General features: G+C 51.9%; 16 protein-coding genes. 9 read left to right on the plus strand and 7 right to left on the minus strand.

Features of this window, described 5'->3' with window-relative positions; translation table 11 throughout:
• Positions 1–211 precede the first annotated feature (211 nt).
• On the plus strand, positions 212–1,351 hold the full coding sequence (gene nadA, locus BQ6873_RS01705) for a quinolinate synthase NadA (protein ID WP_076591111.1): 1,140 nt from the start codon (positions 212–214) through the stop codon (positions 1,349–1,351).
• Positions 1,348–2,220 carry a carboxylating nicotinate-nucleotide diphosphorylase gene (gene nadC / locus BQ6873_RS01710; RefSeq protein WP_076591112.1) on the plus strand — a complete coding sequence of 291 codons (873 nt, stop codon included), beginning with the start codon at positions 1,348–1,350 and terminating at the stop codon, positions 2,218–2,220. Before nadA ends, nadC begins: the two co-directional genes overlap by 4 nt.
• Positions 2,221–2,277: 57 nt before the next feature.
• On the opposite strand, the gene nadB is transcribed toward nadC, so the two are convergent.
• The gene (gene nadB / locus BQ6873_RS01715; protein ID WP_076591113.1) at positions 2,278–3,882 is read right to left on the minus strand and encodes an L-aspartate oxidase; all 1,605 of its coding nucleotides are present in this window, start codon (positions 3,880–3,882) and stop codon (positions 2,278–2,280) included.
• Positions 3,883–4,302: 420 nt separating this feature from the next.
• On the opposite strand from nadB, the gene BQ6873_RS01720 reads away from it, so the two are divergent.
• Positions 4,303–5,622, plus strand: coding sequence for a dicarboxylate/amino acid:cation symporter (locus tag BQ6873_RS01720; protein WP_076591114.1), 1,320 nt, complete (start codon positions 4,303–4,305; stop codon positions 5,620–5,622).
• A gap of 57 nt (positions 5,623–5,679) precedes the next feature.
• Here BQ6873_RS01720 and BQ6873_RS01725 read toward each other — a convergent pair whose 3' ends face one another.
• From BQ6873_RS01725 to BQ6873_RS01735, 3 genes are all read right to left on the minus strand, one after another.
• The gene (locus BQ6873_RS01725) at positions 5,680–8,310 is read right to left on the minus strand and encodes a putative bifunctional diguanylate cyclase/phosphodiesterase (RefSeq protein WP_076591115.1); all 2,631 of its coding nucleotides are present in this window, start codon (positions 8,308–8,310) and stop codon (positions 5,680–5,682) included.
• On the minus strand, positions 8,310–9,530 hold the full coding sequence (gene purT, locus BQ6873_RS01730; protein ID WP_076591116.1) for a formate-dependent phosphoribosylglycinamide formyltransferase: 1,221 nt from the start codon (positions 9,528–9,530) through the stop codon (positions 8,310–8,312). The genes BQ6873_RS01725 and purT overlap by 1 nt, the downstream gene beginning before the upstream one ends.
• 237 nt (positions 9,531–9,767) lie before the next feature.
• Complete coding sequence (locus tag BQ6873_RS01735; RefSeq protein WP_076591117.1) at positions 9,768–11,429, minus strand: MFS transporter; 1,662 nt, start codon at positions 11,427–11,429, stop codon at positions 9,768–9,770.
• Between the two features lie 264 nt (positions 11,430–11,693).
• On the opposite strand from BQ6873_RS01735, the gene BQ6873_RS01740 reads away from it, so the two are divergent.
• Positions 11,694–12,131: a PaaI family thioesterase gene (locus BQ6873_RS01740; RefSeq protein ID WP_076591118.1), complete on the plus strand. Its 438-nt coding sequence runs from the start codon at positions 11,694–11,696 to the stop codon at positions 12,129–12,131.
• A gap of 8 nt (positions 12,132–12,139) precedes the next feature.
• Positions 12,140–13,042, plus strand: coding sequence for an SDR family oxidoreductase (locus BQ6873_RS01745; protein WP_076593890.1), 903 nt, complete (start codon positions 12,140–12,142; stop codon positions 13,040–13,042).
• Positions 13,043–13,061: 19 nt separating this feature from the next.
• Here BQ6873_RS01745 and BQ6873_RS01750 read toward each other — a convergent pair whose 3' ends face one another.
• The 3 genes from BQ6873_RS01750 to ygfZ are packed head-to-tail and all read right to left on the minus strand — an operon-like array spanning position 13,062 to position 15,165.
• Positions 13,062–13,796, minus strand: coding sequence for an NRDE family protein (locus BQ6873_RS01750; protein WP_076591119.1), 735 nt, complete (start codon positions 13,794–13,796; stop codon positions 13,062–13,064).
• On the minus strand, positions 13,787–14,074 hold the full coding sequence (locus BQ6873_RS01755; RefSeq protein WP_076591120.1) for a DUF4936 family protein: 288 nt from the start codon (positions 14,072–14,074) through the stop codon (positions 13,787–13,789). The genes BQ6873_RS01750 and BQ6873_RS01755 overlap by 10 nt, the downstream gene beginning before the upstream one ends.
• Before the next feature lie 41 nt (positions 14,075–14,115).
• Positions 14,116–15,165: a CAF17-like 4Fe-4S cluster assembly/insertion protein YgfZ gene (gene ygfZ, locus BQ6873_RS01760; protein WP_076591121.1), complete on the minus strand. Its 1,050-nt coding sequence runs from the start codon at positions 15,163–15,165 to the stop codon at positions 14,116–14,118.
• 114 nt (positions 15,166–15,279) lie between these two features.
• Here ygfZ and mltG point away from each other — a divergent pair, with 114 nt between their 5' ends.
• From mltG to BQ6873_RS01780, 4 genes are read left to right on the plus strand one after another with little or no spacing between them, the layout of a single operon-like run.
• Positions 15,280–16,266: an endolytic transglycosylase MltG gene (gene mltG, locus BQ6873_RS01765; RefSeq protein WP_076591122.1), complete on the plus strand. Its 987-nt coding sequence runs from the start codon at positions 15,280–15,282 to the stop codon at positions 16,264–16,266.
• Between the two features lie 28 nt (positions 16,267–16,294).
• Positions 16,295–16,909: a dTMP kinase gene (tmk, locus tag BQ6873_RS01770; protein WP_076591123.1), complete on the plus strand. Its 615-nt coding sequence runs from the start codon at positions 16,295–16,297 to the stop codon at positions 16,907–16,909.
• A complete protein-coding gene (locus BQ6873_RS01775; RefSeq protein ID WP_076591124.1) occupies positions 16,906–17,937 on the plus strand; it encodes a DNA polymerase III subunit delta' in 1,032 nt (343 codons plus the stop codon). Before tmk ends, BQ6873_RS01775 begins: the two co-directional genes overlap by 4 nt.
• Before the next feature lie 10 nt (positions 17,938–17,947).
• Positions 17,948–18,325: a PilZ domain-containing protein gene (locus BQ6873_RS01780; protein WP_076591125.1), complete on the plus strand. Its 378-nt coding sequence runs from the start codon at positions 17,948–17,950 to the stop codon at positions 18,323–18,325.
• Positions 18,326–18,360 lie beyond the last annotated feature (35 nt).

Below are 18,360 nucleotides of genomic sequence, written 5' to 3' on the forward strand. Positions count from 1 at the left end.
GCGGAATCTTCCCCGTCGCGCTTTTTCACATTCGCAGGCAAGAATGTATTGCATGCGAGTCAAGAACCCTCATATAAAAATAGCGCTACAATTCGACGACACCGCCATTCCCTTCTAAAGGGATTCAGCAAGGCAATACATACTGTTGATAAAGCCTGCTGTAATCGCGACACGAATAAATAATCCATCGCATTCAATTATCCGACTAGCCATGCAAATCCAGCCAATCAAAACCGTTGAATTCGAACGTCCTGCCATGCAAGCTGGTACCAGCTGCACTGCACATGCATGGGCGCGGACGCCGGCCACGTCATCGCCGGAAGAAAAAATCGCATTGAAGGAACGCATCAAGCGTTTGTTGAAAGAGCGTGAAGCCGTTCTGGTCGCGCATTACTACGTTGATTCCGACTTGCAGGATCTGGCGGAAGAAACTGGTGGTTGTGTTTCTGACTCGCTGGAGATGGCGCGCTTTGGCCGTGATCATCCGGCCAAGACCTTGGTAGTCGCCGGTGTGAAATTCATGGGAGAGACCGCCAAGATTTTGAGCCCGGAAAAAACCATCTTGATGCCAGATCTGGACGCGACGTGCTCGCTCGATCTGGGTTGCCCGACGGATGAGTTTTCTGCTTTCTGCGATGCACACCCTGATCGCGTAGTCGTCGTATATGCGAATACCAGCGCAGCAGTAAAAGCACGCGCCGACTGGATGGTAACTTCATCCATCGGTTTGAAAATCGTTGCGCATCTGCACGCACAAGGTAAAAAAATTCTGTGGGCACCGGACAAACATCTTGGTGGTTACATTCAAAAGCAAACTGGCGCAGACATGCTGCTGTGGCAAGGCTCCTGCCTGGTGCACGATGAGTTCAAAGCCGTCGAACTGGAATTGCTGAAGAAGGAACACCCACTTGCAAAAGTGCTGGTGCATCCAGAGTCGCCGGCATCCGTCGTCGCATTGGCTGACGCTATTGGTTCGACTTCGCAGTTGATACACGCTGCGCAAACCATGGATGCACCGGAATTCATCGTCGCGACCGATAACGGCATTTTGCACAAAATGAAAGCCGCAGCACCTGGCAAAATCTTCATTGATGCGCCGACAGCTGGCAATAGTGCAACTTGCAAGAGCTGTGCACATTGCCCATGGATGGCGATGAACGGCTTGCAGAATCTGGCTGACGTATTGGAATCCGGTCGCAATGAAATTCACGTTGATCCAGAAATCGGCCGCAAGGCGACTGTCTGTATCGATCGTATGTTGGACTTTGCTGCAGCAGAAAAAGCCAATGTGCGTCCATCCAGCGATCTGGCGAAAGAACAACAACTGTTTTCAGGAATAGGACCGGCATGAGTTTGTTGCGTAATCCCTTTGCTCCATTCGATGCTGCACTGGCTGCAGCGTTTGAACGCAATATCGAAACCGCTTTGGCGGAAGATGTCGGCACCGGTGACGTCACCGGCAAGCTGGTACCTGAGCAGGAAATTGTCCAAGCCCGCGTGATCGTGCGCGAAGCGGCAGTGCTGTGCGGTGCGCCGTGGTTTGAATGCGTGATGAAGCGCCTCGATGCGCGTATCAAGATTACCTGGCATTACGCTGAAGGCGATGTGATGACAGCCGACAGTGAAGTGTGTGCGATTGAAGCACCGGCGCGCGCCTTGCTGACCGGAGAACGCTCGGCCCTGAACTTCCTGCAATTGTTATCAGGTGTAGCCAGCGCGACGCGTGAATACACCGGTATCGTGAGCGGTACCAAGGCCGCGATCCTGGATACGCGTAAAACGCTGCCAGGGCTGCGTTTGGCACAGAAGTATGCCGTACGTGTGGGTGGCGGTAAAAATCAGCGCCTGGCGCTGTATGACGGCATCCTGATCAAAGAAAATCATATCGCCGCTGCTGGCGGCGTGCGTGCAGCGATGGAAGCGGCGTTGGCGCTGAAAGCCGGCGTGACGATACAGATCGAGGTGGAGAATCTGGTCGAGCTGAAGGACGCCCTGGATGCTGGTGCTGAATCGGTCTTGCTGGATAACTTCTCGCTGGCGGATATGCGCGAGGCGGTTGCATTGACGGCCGGGCGTGCCTTGCTCGAAGCTTCGGGTGGTATCAGCCGCGAGTCGCTGCGGGCGATTGCAGAAACCGGTGTCGATCGGATTTCGATAGGTGCTTTGACCAAGGATGTGCGGGCGACTGATTATTCCTTGCGTATCATCGAGACGAAATAGAATTTCCCGTTTGATAAAAAGCCGCTTTGAGCGGCTTTTTTGTAAAACATTCCAATCTCAATGCTTGCGGTCTGGCGATAACACACTAGGCAAAGCCTTAGGCAAGGTATCCGGATAATCTCGGCTGAAATGCAAGCCACGGCTTTCGCGGCGGGACAGTGCGCTATTGACGATCAGCGACGCGACTTCAACCAGATTACGCAACTCCAGCAAATCCGGCGTGATGCGGAAGTTCGCGTAGTACTCGTCGATTTCTTCCTTCAACAAACGGATACGATGCTGTGCGCGTTCCAGACGTTTGGTAGTACGTACGATGCCGACGTAGTTCCACATGAAGCGACGCAGCTCATCCCAGTTATTGGCGATGATGACTTCTTCATCGGCATCGGTGACGCGGCTTTCATCCCAGGCGGGCAGGGTGACGAGTTTCTGTTTCGGTTGTTCGTCGATATATTTTGCCGTTGCACGGCCGAGTACCAAGCATTCCAACAGCGAATTGCTGGCTAGGCGATTGGCACCGTGCAGGCCGGTGTAAGTTGCTTCACCTACCGCGTACAAGCCCGGCAGATCAGTGCGACCGGAGAGGTCAGTGATGATGCCGCCACAGGTGTAATGTGCAGCTGGCACGACTGGGATAGGTTGCTTGGTCATATCGATACCAAGTTCCAGACAGCGTGCCATGATGGTCGGGAAGTGTTCTTTCAGGAACTCCGGTGACTTGTCACTGATGTCGAGGTCGACGTAATCGAGGCCGCGTTTTTTCATCTCGGCATCGATGGCACGAGCGACGATATCGCGCGGTGCCAGTTCGGCGCGTTCGTCATGCGCAGGCATGAAACGTTTTCCGCCATCTCTACCGGCGCTGACCGGGAGTTTCAATACGCCGCCTTCGCCACGTACTGCTTCCGTGATCAGGAAGGATTTTGCGTAAGGGTGATACAGGCAAGTTGGGTGGAACTGGATGAATTCCATATTGGCGATGCGACAACCTGCGCGCCATGCCATTGCAATGCCGTCGCCAGTCGCCGTATCCGGATTGGTGGTGTACAGATAAACCTTACCAGCACCACCAGTGGCGAGCACTGTGTGCTCGGCTGAAATGGTAATGACCTTGCCGCTTTTGACGTCTTGTACATACAAACCGAGGCAGCGCGGGCCGCGTTTTTTCTGCTCCAGTTTGTCGGAGTTGATGACGTCAATTGCGTAGTGATGTTCGAGCAACGTGATGTTCGGATGCGAGCGAACCTTTTGCTCCAGAGTAACTTGTACCGCGTGACCGGTTGCATCGGCGGCGTGAATGATGCGGCGCTGACCGTGGCCACCTTCGCGTGTCAGATGGAAGCCGAGTTCAGCAGTCGGATCGGGTGTGAAAGGGACGCCTTGCGCGATCAGCCATTCAATCGCTTCGCGACCGTGTTCGACGATGAAGCGGGTTGCTGCTTCATCGCACAGGCCGCCGCCAGCAACCAGCGTATCGGCGACGTGTTCGTCATAGCTATCGTTGGAATCCAGAACAGCAGCAATACCGCCTTGTGCCCAGCTGCTGGCACCGTCTAGCAGCGTGCGTTTGGAAATGACAGCAACTTTACGGGTTTCAGCCAAGTGGAGTGCAACGGAAAGTCCTGCCAGTCCGCTGCCGACAATCGCGACATCAAATTTCATAAATGTTTGTAGTAAGGATAAGTTTGCCCATGACTATATTCGATTTGGCGAGAAGTCGCGCAATCCACGCACCAAAAACGCGCGGAATATCGGAGAGATGTGAGCAAAGCGTTAAAAAAGGCAGGTTTGGCGACGCGGCTATCCTGCTGCCTGATTACCGTATGGTAACGCACTGCGGGCTGTCGTAGTAGTACCATCCAAAAGGGCATGTACAAAGGCGAAAGTCAGTTTCAGAGCCGCCTTAAAACGGTGCTTTATTTGTCATGCCTGAGTGAATCTTTTTCCACATGGACTGCCTAAAAGAGGTCTAGCATGATCTTCTCTTAGGCATAGCAGTAGGTCGATGCAAGGTATGCCTGTCTACGATGGACATGACCTCGATCGGATTGGTTGTTCCCCTCTTTCAAAGAAAAGAAAAAAATGCAAAAGCAGCCTCTATATAAATCCCTTTATGCACAGGTTATCTGCGCCATCATTATCGGGGTATTGTTGGGTCATTTTGTACCGGAGACAGGTACGGCGATGAAACCTCTAGGCGATGGTTTCATCAAATTGATCAAGATGATTATCGCGCCAGTTATTTTCTGTACGGTGGTGATTGGTATCGCCGGTATGGAAGATATGAAAAAAGTGGGCAAGACAGGTGGTCTTGCCCTTCTTTATTTTGAAGTCATGAGTACGGTTGCGCTTTTGGTTGGCTTGATTATTGTCAATGTACTGCAACCAGGTGTGGGCATGCACATTGATGTCAGCACCATCGACACATCAAGCATCACAGCGTATACCGCACCCGGCAAGATGGAGACAGTGACTCAGTTTGTCATGAACATCATCCCGACTAGCATGATGGATGCATTTGCCAAGGGTGATGTATTGCAAGTGCTGCTGGTTTCTGTTTTGTTCGGTTTTGCTCTACAGAAGTTGGGTGGACGCGGCACTATGATTTTCGACTTTATCGAAAAAATTTCACACGTTCTGTTCTCTATCGTCGGCATGATCATGAAGGCAGCACCTATCGGTGCGTTCGGCGCGATGGCATTCACGATAGGTAAGTACGGCATCAGCTCGCTATTGTCTCTGGGTAAATTGATGGGGACTTTCTATCTGACGTGTTTGCTCTTCATTTTTATCGTGCTAGGAATCGTGACGCGTTTGCACGGCTTCAGCGTCTGGAAGTTCGTTAAATACATCAAGGAAGAATTGCTGATCGTGCTCGGTACTTCATCGTCTGAGTCGGTGTTGCCGCGCATGATAGCCAAGATGGAAAATCTGGGCGTCAAGAAATCGGTAGTCGGCCTGGTAATTCCAACCGGTTACTCGTTCAACTTGGACGGCACTGCGATCTATCTGACGATGGCTGCGGTCTTTATCGCACAAGCAACCGATACGCCCATGAGTCTCATGCAGCAAGTGACCTTGCTGGCAGTCTTGTTGTTGACGTCCAAAGGTGCGGCGGGAATTACTGGTAGCGGTTTTATCGTGCTGGCGGCTACGCTATCGGCAGTTGGCCATGTGCCTGTTGCCGGCTTGGCGCTGATACTCGGGATCGATCGTTTCATGTCTGAGGCGCGCGCATTGACCAACACCATCGGTAACGGTGTCGCTACCTTGGTGGTGGCGAAGTGGGTCAATGATCTGGATATGGAGAAGTTGCACTCGGAATTGAATAATGAAAGTCCGCAGGCAGCCGATCAGCCGGAAAAAATACTGGATCTGACTAACACCAAGTTAGGCGCTTGAGTTATCTGCCACTCATCCATTGCGGGTGAGTGCGTATCCATTTATTGCCGTTATGTCTTACACCAGCATCAACGGGAATCGATGAGATGAACAAATCAGGGCTTCCGCTTCCTGTGCTGTCAACGGCATAGAGAACAGGAAGCCCTGTCCTAAATCGCAGCCCATTTTCTTCAACTCGTGGAGCTGCTCAAAGGTTTCTACACCTTCTGCTGTGGTTTGCAGATTCAGCGTTTGCGCCAGTGCCATCATCAGGCGAATAATTTCCATATCACTTTGATTTGTTCCCAGTCCGCGGACAAATGCCTTGTCGATTTTAAGTATGTCGATAGGCAGTTTTTGCAGGTAGGCGAGGGATGAGTAACCGGTGCCGAAATCATCGAGCGCTAGACGCACACCGAGTTTCTTCAGCATCGACAGGTTTTCCATCGTTTGCAATGGATTGGCCATGGCAGATGTTTCTGTCAGTTCCAATTCAACCATGTGCGGCACAACGCCGGTGCTCTCCAGGATGTCGCGTACTTGAGTGAAGAATGAGGTCTGTAATAACTGTCGCATCGAGACATTTACTGCGATCGTAATGTCTCCCATCTCTGGATATTGGGTCTGCCATGCCGCGAGTTGGCTGCAGGCTTGTTCCATGGCCCACATGCCGATAGGTACGACCATGCCGGAGGTTTCTGCAATCGGAATGAACTCGTTAGGTGAAACCATTCCGTACTCAGGACTATTCCAGCGCAACAGTAATTCAAAGCCTTGGACGCTACCGTCCGTCAGCGATATCTTTGGTTGATATGCAACGGATAACTCTTCGCGCTCCAATGCAAAGCGCAAGGCCACATCCATGCGTGCATGCTTGGTGGATTTGCTCTGCAATGCCGCATCGTAAATTTCTGCCCGATTACGTCCGCGCTCTTTGGCTTGATACATTGCGGCATCAGCATCACGTATCAGATCAGCAGGACTTTGATGATCGACGTTGAGTTGCGCGATGCCTATGCTGGTTTGTATCTTCACTGCGACGTTGTCAAAGATCAGACGCTCAGATACGGCGCGCATGATGGCATTTGCCTTGACGGTAGCTTCTGCCAGCGATGAATTGGTCAGGATCACGAATTCATTGCCGCCAAAGCGTGCAACGAAGTCGCTCTTCGGTAAAGCTGCAACGATGCGCTTGCTGGTTTCTATCAGGCATTGATCACCAAAGTCGTGACCATGTGTGTCGTTGACGCTTTTAAAGAAATCCAGATCGCAGAACAGCATCGTCAGGCTGGATTGACGTTGTCGGCTTGCTTCCATCGCCGTAGTCAATGTATTGACCAGGAAACGACGGTTCGGCAAGTCCGTGAGTATGTCGTGCATAGCCTGATACTCAATTTTCAGCTCAGTATTTTTGCGTTTTGTGATGTCGCGCGTGACACCGAGCACGCCTATGGTGTTGCCTTTCACATCGGGCAATGGATATTTGCTGGTGTGGAACCAGCGATCCATATCGTGACGCCAGAATCCCTGTACCTCTATATCTTGCAAGGGTACGTCGGTTCTCATGACTTGCAGATCCTGACGATGAATTTCGTCGGCGATATCACGCGCACTTAATTCATCGTCTTTTGCCGCCATTTTCAGGCAGAGTTCATACGCGGTTTTGCCACGTAACTCTTCTTCGCTGTCATAGCCGAAACGTTTCTGGAAACTTTGATTGCTGATGGTGAAGCGGCCTTCGCTATCCTTCGCATAGATCATCGATGGATTGAGATCGAGTACCGCACGCAGCAAGGCGGTTTCTTCCTGTAATTTTTGTTCTGCGTCTCTTTGCAGCGTGACATCTTCGATGCTGAAAACCAGACCATTGATGGCGGCATCATGCAGCATGTTGTAGCCACGCGTTTCCAGCCATATCCAATGGCCGTCTTTATGGCGTGTACGGTGACGCGAGAATATCGTGCTGTGCGGTGTATCACGTAGATGGCGCAGCTTCTCTTGGTGTTCTGCCTCGTCATCTGCATGCAAGACAGGCTTCATGGCGTGCTTGATGACTTCATCAGCATCGTAGCCTATGACTTCCTGCAAGGCAGGATTGGCAAACTTGATGTGATAGTGCGAGTCCGTGATGATAAAGATATGGCGGGTAACGCGTGCGATGGCATTGAAGCGACGCTCGTTGGTATGAGCCTGCTTGAGCGTGAGACGGTTAAGGTGAAGCGTTTTGGCAAGGAGTACGGCTAGCCAGCCGATGCAAAGCGTGGCGAAAAAATCCGGCAGCAAGTCACTGATTTTTGCGCCGAAATAATGCGTCAAAAAGTAGCCTATGCCAGCCAGTATCGCAATCACGATCAGCGCGATACGCGGACGTAACACCAATGGAGAAATGCCGGCGATAACAATCAGCCACGGCATCGAATTGTAGGAAGAGAGTACTGCGATGATGAAGGTCGCAATGACTATTTCGCATAGAAAAAATGCTTCCCCGAGGACGACGCTGTGAAGCCAAAAGTAGCGTACGAAGGAAGCAATCAGTAATGCGATGAGTAATGCTGCGGCAGCCACGCCGAGCGGAGACAAGCTCAGGTGACTGTCATACACCAGTAGAACAACATTAAATAAAAGCGCCGCATAGAGGAGCAGGGAGACGGCACGATAAATATCGTGCCCTGCAAAGATATCTATGCCACGGAAATGCGGCGTTTTCATTAGTTGGGTATGACCGGTTGGACTTTCGCTGCGGCGGCTTTAGCGTTATGGCGTGCAGTCTCGATATCGGCGGCGCTGGCAAGCGCAACACCCATACGACGACGTGCAAACGACTCCGGCTTGCCGAACAGTCGGATATCGGTACCTGGAACTTGCAAGGCATCGGCGACGCCTTCAAATGCCACTGCTTTGCTGTCATGACGACCATAAATGACGGCGGAGGCGGCTGGCGTTCTCAGCGCGACATTGACGGGCAGGCCAAGGATAGCTTTGGCGTGTAATTCAAATTCGCTTTGTTCCTGACTGGCCATGGTGACCATGCCGGTATCGTGCGGACGTGGGCTGACTTCCGAGAACCAGACTATATCGTTCTTGACGAATAATTCAACACCGAACAGACCTAGGCCGCCGAGGTTGTCAGTTACACGTTTTGCGATGTCGTGTGCTTTTTGCAGTGCGCCCGGATGCATGGGTTGCGGCTGCCATGATTCAACGTAATCACCATTCACTTGTACGTGACCGATGGGTTCGCAGAAATGCGTATGTGTTTGTCCATCGGCACCGATGGCGCGTACGGTCAGCAAGGTGATCTCGTAATCGAAATCGATAAAGCCTTCCACAATCACACGACCTGAATCAACACGGCCGCCAGCTGCGGCGCAATCCCATGCTGCTTCAACATCGTCCATGCTGTTCAATTTGGATTGGCCTTTGCCGGACGAAGACATGACAGGCTTTACTACGGATGGAAAACCGATCTCTGCACATCCAGCCTTGAGTTCTTGCAAGCTGTCCGCAAAGCGGTATGGGGAAGTGGCAACGCCCAATTCTTCGGCCGCCAGACGACGTATGCCTTCGCGGTCCATCGTCAGCCACGCTGCGCGCGCGGTCGGGATAACGCGCACGCTACCGGCATTTTCCATTTCAACAAGTTTTGCAGTGGCGATGGCCTCGATTTCAGGCACGATCAAATCCGGCTTTTCTTGATTGATTAATTCTGCCAGCGCGACACCATCAGTCATGTCTATGACATAAGAGCGATGTGCTACTTGGTGGCCAGGTGCATTGGCATAACGATCCACCGCGATGACTTCGACGCCCAGACGTTGCAGCGAAATAATGACTTCTTTGCCAAGTTCACCAGAGCCAAGCAGCATGACCTTGGTGGCGGAGCTGGACAGCGGAGTGCCGATGCGATTGAGTGTGTTGCTTTTATTCATGAGGGGAAATTAATTGAAGATGATGCGCTCTCGAACGGTGTGCGAGAAGTGATTTATTGACTTACAGACAATAGCAAATCTTGCTGTGTTTGGACAGCGTAAATCGCGATTAAGGCTAGTGTTTCCTGAGGGTAACTGATGTCTGAATGCAGCAAAATAAACACGTAAAAAAAGCTGCCAGCAAATTGCCTGGCAGCTTTTTATTCAAGACTAGCTTGAATGTATGCTTAACGCTTATTAGTCGTTGGCATAAATATCATTGTCTTTGGTTTCACGCACGAAGATCATACCGACAACGAAGGTGATCAACGCGATGATGATTGGATACCAGAGACCGTAGTAAATATCGCCCTTGAATGCAACCAGAGCAAACGCTGTGGTTGGTAACAAGCCACCGAACCAGCCGTTACCGATATGGTAAGGGAGGGACATCGACGTGTAGCGGATACGGGTTGGGAACATTTCAACCAGCATAGCTGCGATTGGACCGTAGACCATCGTGACATAAATCACGAGGATGAACAGCAACAACAGTGTCATGCCGTAGTTGATTTGGTTAGGGTCAGCTTTGGTTGGATAGCCGTGGGCCTTGATCGCATCGCTCAACTCTTTCGAGAAGGCTTTGTCTTTGGCTGCAGCATCTTCTTTCGACAAACCTTTAGCATCGAATGATGTAATCAGTGTGTCGCCGACTTTTACCGTAGCAGTGGTGCCTGCAGGTGCCGCTTCATTTGAATAACCAACGGAAGCTGCTGCCAGTTTCGCCTTCACGATGTCGCATGACGAAGTGAATTTTTTGGTGCCAGTTGGGTTGAACTGGAATTGGCAAGTTGCTGGATCAGCGGTGACAACTACTGGAGCATTTTTCAATGCTGCTTCCAGTGCCGGATTGGCATAGTGTGTCAGTGCGTTGAAAATCGGGAAGTACGTCAACGCAGCAATCAGACAGCCCGCCATGATGATAGGTTTGCGGCCGATTTTATCGGACAGCGAACCGAAGATCACGAAGAACGGTGTTGCCAGCAACAGCGATGCAGCGATCAGGATGTTGGCAGTTGGGCCATCGACCTTCAGCGTTTGCGTCAGGAAGAACAGCGCGTAGAACTGACCTGTGTACCAGACCACCGCTTGACCTGCGGTCAAGCCGATCAGTGCCAGGATAACGATCTTCAGGTTACCCCATTTTGCAAATGCTTCTGTCAAAGGCGCTTTGGAAGTTTTGCCTTCAGACTTCATTTTCAAGAAGGCAGGTGATTCGTTCATGGACAAACGGATCCAGACTGAGATACCCAGCAGGAAAACCGAGACCAGGAACGGAATGCGCCAGCCCCAATCGGCAAATGCTTCTTCGCCCATCGCAGTACGCGTACCCAGAATCACCAGCAGCGACATGAACAGACCCATGGTTGCCGTGGTTTGAATCCAGGAGGTGAATGCGCCGCGCTTGCCGTGCGGTGCATGCTCAGCAACGTAGGTTGCTGCGCCACCGTACTCACCACCCAGTGCCAAGCCTTGCAAAATACGCAGGATGATCAGGATGATAGGTGCTGCGATACCGATGGATGCATAGTTCGGCAGCAAGCCGACGATGAAGGTGGATGTACCCATGATCACGATAGTGACCAGGAAGGTATATTTACGACCGATCATGTCGCCCAGGCGGCCGAACACGATAGCGCCGAAAGGACGAACAATGAAACCGGCAGCGAAGGCGAGCAAGGCGAAAATAAATGCCGTATTCGGATCGGTACCAGCAAAGAACTGCTTGGCAATAATTGCGGCTAGTGAGCCGTATAGATAAAAGTCATACCATTCAAATACAGTACCTAGCGAAGAAGCGAAAATAACTTTCCGCTCCTCCGGCGTGATACTGCTATCAGTTGTGGACACTGTAGCCATGTTCGTCTCCTTAATAATTATTAATATTCGACGCACGAGTAGATTCGTACATCGGGTACGCAAATGGAGTGTGCGACTGGAAACTTACGGGATACTTGCGTGAAGCTTACGTAACGCTTACATATATGAATTACAACAAACATGCCTGATTCAGAGATAAAGCAAGCTTATTTATGCTCTGTATGTGAGAGTGAAATCTCGAACAAGGTTTGCGTAAGTGGACTATGGCTCTAAAATGGCGCCATTTTGTAACGAAGAGCAGCAATGACGAATCCCCCTACACAAGCATCACAGCCCACCATTCCCTTCCTGCAAGAACTCGGTGTCGAAGTTGTCGACTTTGGCGGCGGCCACGGGACCGTTGCACTTACCTTGGAGGCGCGTCACCTCAATGGCTGGCATGTCGCACACGGCGGCGTCATCATGACCTTGCTGGACAATGTAATGTCGCTGGCAGGGCGTTCGCTGGAGCCGGGCATACGCGGTGGCGTGACGATAGAGATGAAAACCAGCTTCATGAAGCCAGGTGGCGTGGCAGGCGAACGCATCATAGCCAAGGGCAAAGTAATTCATGCTGCCTCCAGCATTTATTTTTGCGAGGGCGAAGTGTGGAATGCGGACAAGCTGGTTGCCAAATCCAGCGGGACCTTCAAATTCATCCGCCGCACCGATGTCGCGAAGAAGATGACGCAATCAGATTGAAAGCAGGCATGAAAAATTTTCAGAATAAAGTTGCCGTCATCACCGGCGCTGGCAGCGGTTTCGGACGTGAGTTTGCGCGTCTAGGTGCACGGCAGGGCATGAAGCTGGTGCTGGCCGATGTGCAGCAGGATGCATTGAATAGTGTTGAGGCTGAGTTGATCGAGCAGGGCGTCCAGGTGCTGGCGCTGCACTGCGATGTGAGCAAGGCAGAACAAGTACAAGCCTTGGCAGATGCGACGATGGCGCGATTCGGTGCCGTGCATGTGCTCTTCAATAACGCTGGTGTTGGTTCCGGCGGCTTGATTTGGGAAAATTCAGCAGCGGATTGGGATTGGGTCTTGGGCGTGAATGTATTCGGCGTGATACACGGTGTGCGTATCTTTACACCCTTGATGCTGGAGTGCGCCAAACACGATGCCGCGTATGAAGGACATATCGTCAATACCGCCTCGATTGCCGGTTTGCAGAATGCGCCAACGATGGGGATCTATAACGTCTCCAAACATGCGGTGGTGTCTTTGACGGAAACCTTGTATCAGGATTTGCGTTTGATCGAAGCGCCGATCAGCGCTTCCTTGTTATGTCCATTCTTTGTGCCGACCGGTATCCACCAATCGGAACGTAATCGTCCGGATGAAATGCAAAATGATGCAGCGCCGACCACAAGTCAACGGGCGGCACAGTCTTTCTCAGAAAAAGCGGTAGCGTCGGGAAAAATTTCGGCTGCGGAAGTGGCGGAACTAACTTTCGATGCGATACGGGACGATCGTTTTTATATTTATTCTGATCTGGAGCCCTTGGGCAATGCGCGCAAACGCATGGAGGACATCGTGCAGCAGCGTAATCCTTACGATCCCTACGAAGAAATACCGCACATCAAAGAGCTGTTGCGAGCCAAGCTGAAGCGATAATTTTTCGTAGAGCTGGCGCTCAACGCATGGCCAATGTCGGTCGCTCTATCAATACCGGATGGCCGCCGCCATTCAATTTGACCAAAGTCGATACGCGCGTGCCGTAGTCGGGTGATTCGATGCAGACGGCTGACAGCAGTCGTTCACGCTCGATGCTGACGCCGGTTTTTGGCAGACGACAATCCGATGCGCAGGTGGTGTCGGTCAACATCTCAAAATAAGCATCTTCCGGTGCGCCCTGGCATAGCAGGCTGGCGAATTGTGCCTTGGTGCGTACGACTTTTGGCCATGCGCAATCGAGTAGGGAATTGGATAAACCGTAGATGCCAGGACTCAATGCCTTGCCGTTGCGTTCGTCACCATCGCCACGATTGGAAAACCAGACCAGTTGATTGCTGTCACCGATGAGCAGATTGAAACCGTTGTAATCTTCTTTGTGTGATTTGAGTTCCTCGACGTATGCGTCGGGACTCATTGTTCCTGCCAAAAAATTGGTGACCAAGGCGCCGCGCGATGGTGCATCGTTGCGCATTTCCGCAGGTGCGCGAATATTGGTCAATGCAGCAAAACGTCCTTCACGGGAAACACCGATCCAGGTGCCGCCGCCTTGTAAATCGCGTCCTGCGTAAATTTGCGGATGATCGTCCCACCAGTCTGCCGGTTTGGCTGGACGGTCGTAGAATTCGTCGCGGTTACCTGCGGCGATCAAGGGCATGCCTGGTATCACATGCCATGCAAAGACGATTAAGCACATAAAGATAAATCCAAAAATTGTTCCGTATGGCGTTTGCCATCGATTAACGACAACAACTGGTGTGCGCCTATGGCTTGTTCCAGTTTCGCTTCAAAATCCTCTGCAGCATCCAGATAGACTTCCATCCATGTATGCATGCCATCTTGTTCATCCGGTCTGCGCTTGAGCGCAGTTCGGACGCCGTATAGTCGGGCGAGATTATCTTGCATCGCCAAAATTTTTGCACGGAAGATTTCTGCATCGCGCACATGCACGCGGTAGTAGATGTAGAGATCCATGGCCTATTGTCCGTGATTTGAAATGAATCTGCTGTCGCCGCTCAAACTGCCGGATCGGTGAGCGGGTAAGGCAAGGTCAGGAATGACAACACAGGGCCTTGTGCCGAGCCCAGATGGACTTCGGATTCTGTAGCAGCCAGCTTGATTTCGACCAGACAATCGATGGTTTGCGCATTCGAACGTTCGGCATTGACCACCATGCCGCAAGGCTGTTCGGGATCGTTTGCGGAGAAAATTTCGGTGCCTGGTACTACCTCTGTGGCAGCCACGCTGGCATGCAGCATGCGGCGCTTGAGTTTGCCGAGATATTGGCTGCGGGCGACGATTTCCTGGCCTGGGTAGCAACCTTTCTTGAAGTTCACACCGCCTATCAATTCAAAATTGATCATTTGCGGCACGAATTTTTCTTGTGTTGTGAGCGTGATATGCGGCACGCCGCTGTCGATTTCTGCCAGTTGCCATGCATCTGCGCCACTGGCCTGCAAGACTTCAGTCAATTTTGGCCATGCTTCGATAGCCTGTGCAGCCGTCGTAATCCATTGATAACGTGGCACGCCAAATGCATTGGAATGGCGTATCAGCGTGCCGGCGGCTGATTCGATCTTGCCGTAAATTGCCACTGGCAATGTAGGGAAGAAGGGCATTAATGAGCTTGCTACAGCAGGACCAGCCAAGCCCAGCATGACGTGATCTTCTGTAGCGTCAGATAACTTGGCTTTTGCGCGCAATACAAACATTTGCAGGCGCTTTTGTATCGCGGCCTGGAGTTCACGTGGCAATTGCAGCATGATGCCGTCAGCCGTCTTCCAGATCAGCATGCTGGCCAGCAAGCGGCCTTTGGGCGAACAGTAACCTGCCAGTCGTGCTTCGGTGCTATTCAGGTGTTCTACGTCGTTGGTAAGTTGATTATGTAGAAAGTGTGGTGCATCTTCACCGACTGCAGCGATCAGGCCGAGATGGGTGAGTGGTGTGACAAAATTGGTTTTTGCAGTATCAGACGGTATTTCTGCACCGAAAGACAGCACGCGCGGAGCGGCGTCGGCGCTGATTTTTGCGCCTTGTTCAGTTAGAAAAGTAAGCCATGTAGTCATAATTTCAATCAATAAATTGGAGCGTTGGGTGGTTCAGCGATTATCATTAGGGTCTGATTATAGTGGCGTGGCAAAAACACGTCGGATTGCCTTCGATTTCACCGAGACCTTGTTTTGAAAAAATTATTCAGGCGCATCATCTTGCTGGGCATCATCGCTGGCGCATCTTTCATGTTTTGGGCTGAGAAGCCAATCATTCCTGCCGAGCAAACTGCCAGTATGGAGTTCACTATCGCTCCCGGCAGCAGCCTCCGAAGCAGCATGCAGCAAATCGATAATGCCGGCGTGCCGGTCAATTCCTGGCTGATGACCTTGCTGGCGCAAATGACGGGCAATAGCACCAAACTGAAAGCCGGTACCTATGAGCTGAAGCCTGGCACTACGCCGAACCAATTGGTCAAACAACTGGTACGCGGTGAGTTTGCACAGGAAGCACTGACCATCATCGAAGGATGGAGCTTCAAGCAAATGCGTCAGGCAATCGATAGCAATCCAGCACTGAAACACGATACAGCTGGTTTGTCGGATAAAGACTTGATGGCGAAAATCTCCAGTGATTACGCCTTGCCGGAAGGTTTGTTCTATCCCGACACTTATCTGTTTGCCAAAAATTCCAGTGATCTGCAAATTTACAAGCAGGCATACAACCTGATGATCAAGCGTTTGAACGAGGCGTGGACGGCACGTGATGCTGGACTGCCTTATGCGTCGCCGTATGAAGCGTTGATCATGTCTTCCATCGTCGAAAAAGAAACCGGCAAGAAATCCGAGCGCAGCATGATCGCAGGTGTCTTCGTCAATCGTTTGAAGCACGGCATGTTGCTGCAAACCGATCCAACCGTGATCTATGGCATGGGTGATCAGTTCAAAGGCAATATCCGCAAGCGCGATCTGTTGACCGATACACCACACAATACCTACACGCGTGCCGGCTTGCCGCCGACGCCGATTGCTTTACCGGGGGCAGAATCCTTGCATGCAGCCATGAATCCGGCGAAAACTGATGCCTTGTACTTTGTTGCGCGTGGTGATGGCAGCAGCCAGTTTTCGGCCAATCTGGACGATCACAACAACGCAGTGAACAAATATCAACGTAAATAATTAACAAGAATCCTTTTATGGTTGCGGCATGACGACAGGAAAATTCATCACCTTTGAAGGCATAGACGGCGCGGGTAAATCCACGCATTTGTCGTTTGTGGCTGAACTGCTGCGCGAGAAAAAAAAGACCGTCGTTGTCACGCGCGAACCTGGCGGCACGCGCTTGGGTGAAGCGCTGCGCGAGATTTTGCTGCATGAAAAAATGCATCTGGAAACGGAAGCTTTGCTGATGTTTGCTGCGCGACGCGAGCATATTGCACAAGTCATTGCGCCAGCGCTGGAGCGTGGCGATTGGGTCATCTCTGATCGTTTTACCGATGCGACTTTTGCCTATCAAGGCGGTGGCCGCAAGCTGGATAGAGCAAAACTCGATGCGCTGGAGCAATGGGTGCATCCGCATCTGCAACCTGATTTGACGCTGTTGTTCGACGTGCCACTGGATGTGGCGCGTGCACGTCTGGATGCCACGCGTACGCTGGACAAGTTTGAACAAGAGAAGGCTGATTTCTTTGCCGCGACGCGTGCCGAGTATCTGCGCCGTGCCGCTGAATTTCCACAGCGCTTCCGCGTGATCGATTCGACGCAAGCAATTGCGACGATCCAGGAACAATTGCGCGACATCATTGCAGGGATAGATTCTTGAGCGCCTCGCTTTATCCATGGCAGGAATCGTCCTGGCAGCAGTTGCAGCAACTGCGCGAGCGCTTGCCGCACGCGATTCTGTTTCATGGTGCAGAAGGCATAGGCAAGACCGCATTCGCTGACGCCTTTGCGCAATCACTGCTGTGTGAAACACCTGCAGCCGATGGTCATGCTTGCGGTACATGCGATGCCTGCGGCTGGTTTACACAATACAGTCATCCAGATTATCGCCGTGTGCGTCCTGAAATTCTGGACGATGGCGAAGGTGCAGAGAGCGAGGAAGCAGAAGGCGAGTCGAAAAAAGCCAAAGCGACCAAGGCCCCATCGAAAGAAATCAAGATCGATCAAATCCGCGCGCTGGCCGATTTCATGAATATCTCTACGCATCGTTCCGGCATGCGTGTGATCGTGCTGTATCCGGCCGAGGTGTTGAACACCGCAGCAGCGAACTCCTTGCTGAAAATGCTGGAAGAGCCGCCGCCGCAAACGATGTTTCTGTTGGTGAGTAATAGTCTGGATCGCTTGTTGCCAACGATCTTGTCGCGCTGCCGTAAATTTGCATTGGCCATGCCGAGCAAGGAAGAAGCCTTGCAATGGTTGAAGACACAGCAAGTCAGTGACGCAGACGGTTGGCTGGCGGAGCAGGGTGGCGCGCCGCTGGCAGCATTTGAAGCTTCACAAGCCGGTGCGCGCGAGACAATGGATGATTTCTTGCGGCAGTTGGCGCAGCCCGGTGTTGATGGCGCATTGAAGGCGGCGGATCGCTTGCAAAAAACACCAGTCCCAGAATTAGTCGCGTGGTTGCAACGGTGGTTGTATGACGTGCTTTCCGTCAAACTTTCCGGCACAATCCGTTACTACCCGCGTTACAAAAAAGAGTTGGACGCGCTCGCACAACGTGTTGATACCGGCGCATTGTTGCAGGAGATCAAGGCAGTCAACGACAGACGTGCAATTGCCGAGCATCCTTTGGCACCCAAGCTCTTTATCGAAGACATGTTGCTGGAATATTCGACGATTTTTTCCTGAAAGGTGTGTGATGGCAAATAACCCGCTTGCAACAGGAAGCCCCGTCGTCGGCAGACCGTCGGTCCTGTCCTTGCCGATCAAGGAAAAATCCGCGTTGTACGCCGCCTATATTCCCTTTCTCGCGAATGGCGGCATCTTCGTTCCATCGACCAAGTCGTACAAGATAGGTGACGAAATCTATCTAATCCTGACCTTGATGGACGATCCAACCAAATATCCAATCGCCGGCAAGATTGCGTGGATTACGCCGGCCGGCGCGAATAACAACAAGGCGCAAGGCATAGGTGTACAGTTTTCCGCGGATGAGAGCGGCCAGCGCATCAAGCAACGGATAGAAGAGTTGCTGGGCGCAGCACTTGGCTCTTCGCGCGCTACACATACGCTGTAAGCAGCAGGAGTGCTGATTGGCACTCCCCATTCATC

It is taken from the genome of Herminiimonas arsenitoxidans, assembly GCF_900130075.1.
In the GTDB taxonomy this organism is placed as follows: domain Bacteria; phylum Pseudomonadota; class Gammaproteobacteria; order Burkholderiales; family Burkholderiaceae_D; genus Oxalicibacterium; species Oxalicibacterium arsenitoxidans.